6 protein-coding genes are annotated in these 8,688 nt (G+C 54.6%); all 6 read left to right on the plus strand.

What is annotated here, in order from left to right:
- Positions 1-109: 109 nt before the first annotated feature.
- Positions 110-1,156, plus strand: coding sequence for a COX15/CtaA family protein (locus tag L2D14_09560; GenBank protein ID WNK01671.1), 1,047 nt, complete (start codon positions 110-112; stop codon positions 1,154-1,156).
- Between the two features lie 101 nt (positions 1,157-1,257).
- On the plus strand, positions 1,258-2,190 hold the full coding sequence (locus L2D14_09565) for an exopolyphosphatase (protein WNJ98128.1): 933 nt from the start codon (positions 1,258-1,260) through the stop codon (positions 2,188-2,190).
- Between the two features lie 41 nt (positions 2,191-2,231).
- The gene (locus L2D14_09570; GenBank protein ID WNJ98129.1) at positions 2,232-3,719 is read left to right on the plus strand and encodes a S41 family peptidase; all 1,488 of its coding nucleotides are present in this window, start codon (positions 2,232-2,234) and stop codon (positions 3,717-3,719) included.
- Between the two features lie 401 nt (positions 3,720-4,120).
- Positions 4,121-6,994 carry a molybdopterin oxidoreductase family protein gene (locus L2D14_09575; GenBank protein WNJ98130.1) on the plus strand — a complete coding sequence of 958 codons (2,874 nt, stop codon included), beginning with the start codon at positions 4,121-4,123 and terminating at the stop codon, positions 6,992-6,994.
- Complete coding sequence (locus L2D14_09580) at positions 6,991-7,737, plus strand: 4Fe-4S dicluster domain-containing protein (GenBank protein WNJ98131.1); 747 nt, start codon at positions 6,991-6,993, stop codon at positions 7,735-7,737. The genes L2D14_09575 and L2D14_09580 overlap by 4 nt, the downstream gene beginning before the upstream one ends.
- A gap of 3 nt (positions 7,738-7,740) precedes the next feature.
- Positions 7,741-8,685 carry a DmsC/YnfH family molybdoenzyme membrane anchor subunit gene (locus L2D14_09585; protein ID WNJ98132.1) on the plus strand — a complete coding sequence of 315 codons (945 nt, stop codon included), beginning with the start codon at positions 7,741-7,743 and terminating at the stop codon, positions 8,683-8,685.
- Positions 8,686-8,688: the final 3 nt, after the last annotated feature.

Below are 8,688 nucleotides of genomic sequence, written 5' to 3' on the forward strand. Positions count from 1 at the left end.
AACAGTGCCAAAATTACGGATAAAAAAACCACACATCGGCGTTTATCGCGGATCAAGGATGGACAAACAAGGCCCGATCCTCTACCTGCTTGATCACGAAATGAGGAATATGAACGTGTCTTCCCAAGCTCCGCGCGGACAGACGGATAACGCCATACGGATCATCGGATTTTGGCTGATCACGATCTGTGTGATGGTCTTTGCGATGGTCGTTCTCGGCGGGTTCACGCGGCTCACAGAATCCGGCCTTTCGATGACAGACTGGCGTCCGGTAACAGGATGGCTCCCACCGCTGACTGAAGCCGCCTGGCAGGCTCAGTTCGATGGATACCGTGCTTCGCCGGAATACCTCAAGGTCAACGCGGGGATGAGCCTTGATCAGTTCAAGGAGATTTTCTGGCTTGAATATCTGCACCGGCTTTGGGGGCGGTTGATCGGATTGGCGTTTGCAATCCCATTCTGCGTTTTTCTGGTCAAGCGCTGGATCGGTAAAAAGTTGATGATGCGGCTGATCATTCTGTTCGTCTTGGGCGGGATGCAGGGGCTGATCGGCTGGTGGATGGTCAAAAGCGGACTTGTCGACCACCCGGATGTCAGCCAGTACCGTTTGGCCATTCATCTGATGATGGCGTTTCTTATTATCGGGATTGGCATGTGGTTTGCGCTCGATCTGCTGGAGCCAGTAGGCGAGGCCGCGCCGCAATTGCTTGTAAGGCTTTCTTCGCTGACAGTCTTGCTGGTTTTCGTGACGGCGTTCAGCGGAGCCCTGGTCGCCGGGTTGAACGCCGGTCTGATTTACAACACGTTCCCGCTGATGCTGGGGGAATTCTATCCGAGCGAAGGTTTTCAGATCAGCCCGTGGTATCTGAACTTTTTCGAAGACATCCCGACCGTTCAGTTCGACCACCGCTGGCTCGCTATTTCTACGTTCATTGTTGTGGTCATCACATGGTTTGCTTCAAGAAAAGCAGACCTGCGAACACGGCTGCGCGCCAACGTACTTTTCGCACTTGCCCTCCTTCAGGTTGCGCTTGGAATATCGACTTTACTTTTGGTCGTGCCGATCCCGCTTGCAGCGGCGCATCAGGCAGGTGCCGTGGCGCTTTTCGCCGGTTCAATCTGGTTCCGGCATGGCATAAATCACGGCTCAGCCTAGACAAAATGCAATAGACACTTGCCATACAGTGGCAGGCCGACCCACAATCTGCGATAAACTTTTCAACCGAATTTATAATGTGACAAGCAGGGAGGCCTCGGATGGGCGACAAGACATACAGACTGGTGACACGAAGCGATTTCGATGGATTGGTGTGCGCCGTTCTGTTGAAGGATTTAGGCATTATCGATGACATTAAATTTGTCCACCCGAAAGACATGCAGGACGGAACGATACTGATTTCGGACAACGATATCACAACCAATTTGCCGTATGTGGAAGGTGTTCACCTGGCGTTTGACCACCATCTCAGCGAAACCATCCGTATCGGCGACAAACCCGAAAATCATATTATCGACCCGAATGCGCCATCGGCGGCGCGGGTTGTCTATGACTATTACGGCGGTAAGGAAAAGTTCCCGAAAATTGCCGAGGACATGATGGTTGCTGTCGACAAGGGCGATAGCGCGCAGTTCTCGGAGCAGGAAATTCTCAAGCCCGCCGGTTGGGATTTGCTCAATATGCTGATGGACAGCCGTACCGGTCTTGGCCGTTTTCGTGAGTTCCGCGTTTCCAACTACCAACTCATGATGCAACTGATCGATTACTGCCGTGACCACAGTGTTGACGAAATCGTCGCCCTGCCGGACGTCAAGGAACGCATCGATTTGTATTTCGAACACGAAGGCAAGTTCAAGGAGCAGATCAAGCGGTGCTCAACCGTGCATAATAATCTTGTTGTCCTCGACATCCGTGATGAAGAGACAATTTATGCCGGCAACCGGTTCATGATTTATGCGCTGTTTCCAGAATGCAACATCTCCATCCATGTGATGTGGGGGCTGAATAAACTGAATACTGTACTGGCGACGGGGAAATCGATCCTGAACCGAACGTCTAAAACCAATGTCGGCGAATTGATGTTGAAATACGGTGGCGGTGGTCATGAAAATGCCGGCACCTGCCAGATCGATAATGACGATTCCGAGCGCGTGCTCGGCGAATTGATAGAGCAGATTAACAAGGACGGTTGAATTTGTCGTCTCGTATTCCCAGCGTGAAGCCGGTCAAACGCATGCCACGGCGCATGCCGAAAATTCTATTGGCCGGTTTGCTGGGCGTGCTTCTGTTTTCGGTGATTACGGCTTGCGTAACGAACCAGTCAGCCATCGGCCGTGTCGTTATGGCGATGAACGAGGGGGCCAGTCAGCTCCCTGAAGTTACGCGTCATGAACTTGAGCGGTTTGCCCGTGTATATGACACCTATGTCGTCGATGCATCGGATCGTGAACGGCTGGATTATTTTAACTTTGCCTACCGGCGGGTACGGGCCAATTATGTTTATGAGATCGATGATGCCAAGCTAATCAATGAAGCCATAGCCGGGGTCAAGGAACAGAAGGACGAGCCGGGCACTATGCCTGCGGAAAAGGTCGTCGAAAATGCCTTGCACCGTATGCTGAAGGGGCTCGACCCGCATTCGAGTTATTTGAATGCCGAAGAATTCCGCGACAGCTTTGCCAGCACCAAGGGTGAATTCGGCGGGTTGGGAATCCAGATCACAATGGAAAACGATCTGGTTAAGGTCATTGCCCCGATAGAGGATACCCCGGCTGAGCGGGCGGGTATTCTGGCCGGCGATCTGATCACTCATTGCGATGGCATTGCGATAAAGGGCAAAAGCCTGCGCGACGCCGTTCGCATGATGCGTGGCAAGCCCGGCGAAGCGATGACCGTCACCGTGCGCCGCTCGGGTGTTGAAGATTTTGACATCCGCATTGTCAGGGACATCATTGAGGTGAAATCAGTCAGGTATCGTATCGAAGGCGATATCGGTTATATCCGCATCACGCGGTTCAATGAAAAAACCAAGGAAGGCATCAATGCCGCGCTGAATGACATCACCGAGAAAATGGGTGCTGGATTGCGCGGCGTCGTTGTCGATCTCAGAAACAATCCTGGCGGTTTGTTGAACCAGTCCGTGATCGTCGCTGACGCTTTTCTTGAAGAGGGCAAGATTGTTGCCATCAAGGGCCGCGACGGTCGTGATGAACGGGCGTTCTATGCCGATCCGGGTGATGCCCTTGCAGGCGTGCCGATGGTTGTGCTGGTCAATCAAGGCTCGGCATCGGCATCCGAGATTGTCGCAAGTGCGCTGCAGTATCATGGCCGGGCGATCATTATGGGGCGGCGGACGTTCGGCAAAGGGTCCGTCCAGACGATTATGCCGATGCCGCTGGAAGGCGCGCTGCGGCTAACCACGGCGTTGTATTATTCGCCGGCCAATCAGACGTTGCAGGCTTTGGGCGTCATGCCGGACATAAACATCTATACGGATGCAGATGTCGACAATCCGGAAGCAGCCACGCGCGAAGCGGATTTGCCGGGTGCTATTCCGGCACAGGTTAACAGCCTTAAACGTCGAGAGCCTCGGATCGCGGAAGCGAAGTGCCCGGAAATCGGCGAAGCCAAGGATCGTATGCTCGGCTGCGCGATTGAATACCTCCATGCTGCAAGCGGGCAGGCATTTCTGAAACGCTACATTCCCGCTGGGCAGAGTTAGGTTCTTTCTCAGACCGCTAACTCATGGGGGTTCCACCCGCGACCGACGTCCATGTGACGAAGCCGGGTTCTGTAACGCACAGTAAGCCTGAGCGATTTCGCGGCGGCGCAAACAATCATCAAAATATGTTAATGTTACAATTATTATTAATTAGACTAATGAATAAACTTTTGGCAAAACCCTATGAAAGTTTTGATCCAGCACATTTATTATAGAAAGAGGATGCCCATGTTCGGTGCCGCCCCGTTTTTTTTACCGTCAAAGATACGCATGAAAATTTTGGCATCTGTTCGTTATATTATGGGCGGCTATCAGCCCAGCCGCACGTATATGCGCGGAGAGGGGCCGGCATGCCGAAAGGCAGCGTCCCGAAATGACGGTAACGACGCTGGTAGCATGGCATGAGTGGTCGGGATAACGTAGTCGATACGTCCCCCGCGGTTGCCGACGAGATTAAAACCACGACGTGCTACATGTGTGCCTGCCGTTGTGGCATTAAGGTGCACCTGAAAGACGGCCAAATCCGTTATATCCAGGGCAATAAAGATCATCCAATCAACCGAGGCGTTTTGTGTGCCAAGGGATCTGCCGGGATCATGACGCAGCATTCACCTGCGAAGCTGACGAAACCGTTAAAGCGTGTCGGCCCCCGCGGCTCGGGGGAATTCGCCGAAATCGAATGGGATGAGGCGCTGGAAATCGCCAGCGACTGGCTGGGACGCATCCGCGATACGGACCCGAAGAAACTGGCGTTTTTCACCGGCCGCGATCAGTCGCAATCGTTGACCGGCTGGTGGGCTAGTCAGTTCGGCACACCCAACCACGCTGCGCACGGCGGCTTCTGTTCCGTGAACATGGCGGCGGCCGGACTGTATTCGATTGGCGGGTCGTTCTGGGAGTTCGGCGAGCCGGATTGGGGCCGCGCGAAATATTTCCTTATGTTCGGTGTCGCCGAAGATCACGATTCCAACCCGATCAAAATGGGGCTCAGCAAGCTCAAGAACCGGGGCGCCAAGTTCGTTTCCGTCAATCCTGTGCGTACCGGTTACTCCGCCATCGCCGATGAATGGCTGGGTATCAAGCCGGGTACGGACGGTTTGTTCGTCATGTCGCTGATCCATGAACTCCTCAGAACCGGCAATATCGACGAGCAATATCTGGCGACGTATTCAAATGCGGCGTGGCTGGTCATTCAGAATCCTGGCGATGCCGATGATGGTCTGTTCGCCCGCGATGAAGAGGGGAACCCACTGGTCTGGGACGGCGAGAAGAAAGCTTGTGTTTCGGCCATGGATATCTCGGCGCACCCGGTACTGGCCGGGAATGTGACGTTGGAAGACGGTCGCGCTTGTATGCCGTCATTCCAGTTGATGGCAGCGCGCTATCTCGATGCAAAATATGCCCCGGAAGCGGTTGCGGAGCAGACGGGCATTCCGGCTGAAACCATCCGCCGGATTGCCGCCGAGATCGCACATGTTGCCTTCAAGGAAAGTATCGAAATCAATACCCCTTGGGTCGATGCGTATGGACGAAAACATGACAAGTTCGTCGGCCGCCCCGTTGCCATGCATGCCATGCGCGGAATTTCCGCACACTCGAACGGCTTTCATACATGCCGTGCCATACATCTGTTACAGACCCTTATCGGCAGCGTCGATTGCCCGGGTGGCTTCAGGAACAAACCACCGTTTCCGAAGGCGATCCCGCCGGCGCTCAAGCCAGCTGGCAAGCCCGGTACGGTGCACGCGGGGCAACCACTCGGCGGACCGCCGCTTGGATTTCCGACCGGTCCCGAAGATCTGATCGTCGATAGCGAAGGCAAGCCCGGCCGCATCGACAAGGCGTTCTCGTGGGAGTTTCCGCTGTCCTCGCATGGATTGATGCATATGGTCATCAGCAATGCATGGAAGGGTGATCCATACCCGATCGATACCCTGTTCATGTTTATGGCCAACATGAGCTGGAATTCGTCGATGAACACATCCGGCACCATCGAGATGTTGACCGATGTCGATGAACAAACGGGAGAGTATAAAATTCCTCGGATCATTTATTCCGATGCTTATTATTCGGAAATGATCCCCTATGCAGATCTGGTGCTTCCGGATACCACATATCTGGAGCGCTGGGACTGTATTTCGCTTCTCGACCGTCCGATTTGCGAAGCCGATGCGGCGCAGGATGCCATTCGTCAACCGATCGTTGAACTTGATCGCGATGTGCGCCCGTTCCAGACCGTGCTACTGGATCTTGGTGCACGGCTCAAACTGCCGGGCATGACAGATGAGGACGGCAAACCCAAGTATCCGGGCGGTTATCCGGATTACATCGTCAATCATGAACGCGGCCCGGGTATAGGCCCGCTTGCCGGTTGGCGTGGTGAAGACGGCGATCAACATGGCAAGGGGGCGGTCAACCCAAACCAGTTGGAGAGATATATCGAGAACGGCTGCTTCTGGTCGCACCATTTGGATGATGACCAGAAGTTCTTCAAGTTCGCCAACAAGTCTTATTTGGAATGGGCTAAAAGTGTCGGCTTCATCGGCAGCAGTGAACCTATTGTGCTGCAGATATATTCCGAGGTTATGCAGAAGTTCCGCAATGCCGCACGTGGTCATGGCGATATCCAGCCGCCGGAACGTGAACGCGCGCGTATCGATGCTTATTTCGACCCGATGCCGATCTGGTATCCGCCGTTTGAGCATTCTATGATCGATCTCGACCAGTATCCGATGCATGCGCTGACACAGCGGCCAATGCATATGTACCATTCATGGGGTTCGCAGAACGCATGGCTGCGGCAGATTACCAATTCCAACAAATTGTATATGAACGCTGACGCCGCGGCAGAGCTTGAGATCAAGGACAACGACTGGGCCTGGGTTGAAAGCTATCACGGTCGCATCCGTGTCCAGGTAGCTTTGATGGAGGGCGTTGAATCCTCGACAGTCTGGACCTGGAATGCCATCGGTAAACGCTCGGGGGCGTGGAATCTGGACAATGATGCGGGCGAATCAAAGAAAGGCTTCCTGCTCAATCATGTGATATCAGAGCTATTGCCGCCACGCGAAGACGGGTATCGGTACGCCAATGCCGATCCGGTAACGGGACAGGCGGCGTGGTACGATCTCAGGGTTCGGGTCCGCAAGGCCGAAGCGGCGGAAGAGGCCGAGAGTTTCCCGCAGTTCGAGCCGACTCATAAGCCGGCCGGGCTCAAGTCGGTACCGGTTAAGCTGAGGTATGGCGCGGACTTCCGGAAAGGGCGCACGTCATGACGATGCTGCCCGCCACGACGCAAAAGAAACTCGGCCTGGTCATTGATCTGGATATCTGCGTCGGGTGCCATGCCTGTGCTGTAAACTGCAAGGAATGGAACTCCGGCGGCCATGCTGCGCCGCTGACCGATAAAGACCCGTACGGCGCGAAGCCGATCGGTGTATGGTTCAACCGCATCCATACCTTTGAAGCCTCTCCCGGAGAGGGGGAGCCATCGCGGACGGTGCATTTTCCAAAATCTTGTCTGCATTGCGAGGACGCGGCCTGTGTCACTGTTTGCCCGACCGGCGCCAGTTTCAAGCGCGAGGAAGACGGCATCGTGCTTGTCAACGAGAGCAAGTGCATCGGTTGCAAGTTATGCAGTTGGGCTTGCCCTTATGGCGCTCGTGAGTACGACGCCGACGAAGGTGTGATGAAGAAGTGCACGCTTTGCATTGACCGGATATATAATGAGAACATGGATCAAGTAGATCGAGTGCCGGCGTGTGTATCCACGTGTCCGGCCAGTGCCCGGCATTTCGGCGATTTCAGCGATCCTGATTCCGCCGTATCCAAGCTTGTCGCCGAGCGCCAAGGGTACGACCTGATGGCAGAAATGGGCTACAAGCCGACCAATAAATATTTGCCACCACGTCCACGCCGCAACAAGGCGGACGAAAATGGTATGCCGAATGAATTGCCAGCTACTCCCGGTGCCGACAACCCGATCCTGCGTTGGATCGACCGCGCGCTTTCGAGGTAAGTCATGCACCCAGCATTTTCCGTTATTTTCTTTACGACGGCATCCGGCGCCGGTTACGGCATGTTGATCGTCCTCTCGATGATGGCGTCGTGGCAGGTGGTGCCACTGGATAAAACTTTTGGCATTGTCAGTTTGGGGCTAGCATTTTTGCTTGTGACGTCGGGCTTGCTGTCCTCGATGTTTCATCTCGGTCACCCCGAACGGGCATGGCGGGCGCTGACGCAATGGCGTTCAAGCTGGCTGTCACGCGAAGGGGGGCTGTCCGTCCTGACGTACGTTCCTTGGTTTGCACTGGCCTATTTCTGGATTGTCGAGGGTGACTTGTCCGGGCTCGGCGGCATATCGGCGGGCATGTCCGCAGCGCTGGCATTGGCAACGATTTTTTCAACGGCAATGATATATCGCAGTCTGAAAACGGTACATCAGTGGTCGAACAAGTGGACGGTCTCGGTATATTTAATTTTGGGGCTTTCATCCGGTGCCGTCTGGGTCGCTGCATTGCTTTCGGTGACGGTTGGGATCGACAAACCATATCTTGCCTTTGCAGCGGTTAGTCTTCTGGTCGCCTGGCGTGTGAAACGGATGTACTGGCGGTTTATCGATACCACGCAGCACCCTTCAACGCCGAAATCGGCCACCGGGCTCAAAGGGGAAACGATCCGGCTGCTTGATGGGCCACACACGGAAGAAAACTATCTGCAACAAGAAATGGGCTTCAAGATTGCCCGCAAACATGCCGCGAAATTGCGCCGCATCGTGCATTTGTGCGCTTTCATGGTGCCGGTGCTGCTGCTGGTGGTGGCCTATCTGTTGAGTGGGCCGTCGGTTGTCGTGGCCTGCTTTGTTGCCGCAATATGCATGAGTGCCGGTATTGTCGTGGAGCGCTGGCTTTTCTTTGCCGAAGCGCGCCATGTGGTATCGCTGTATTATGGTGCAGAAACGGCCTGAATT

It is taken from the genome of Thalassospiraceae bacterium LMO-JJ14 (assembly GCA_021555105.2).
Taxonomy (GTDB): domain Bacteria; phylum Pseudomonadota; class Alphaproteobacteria; order Rhodospirillales; family Casp-alpha2; genus UBA4479.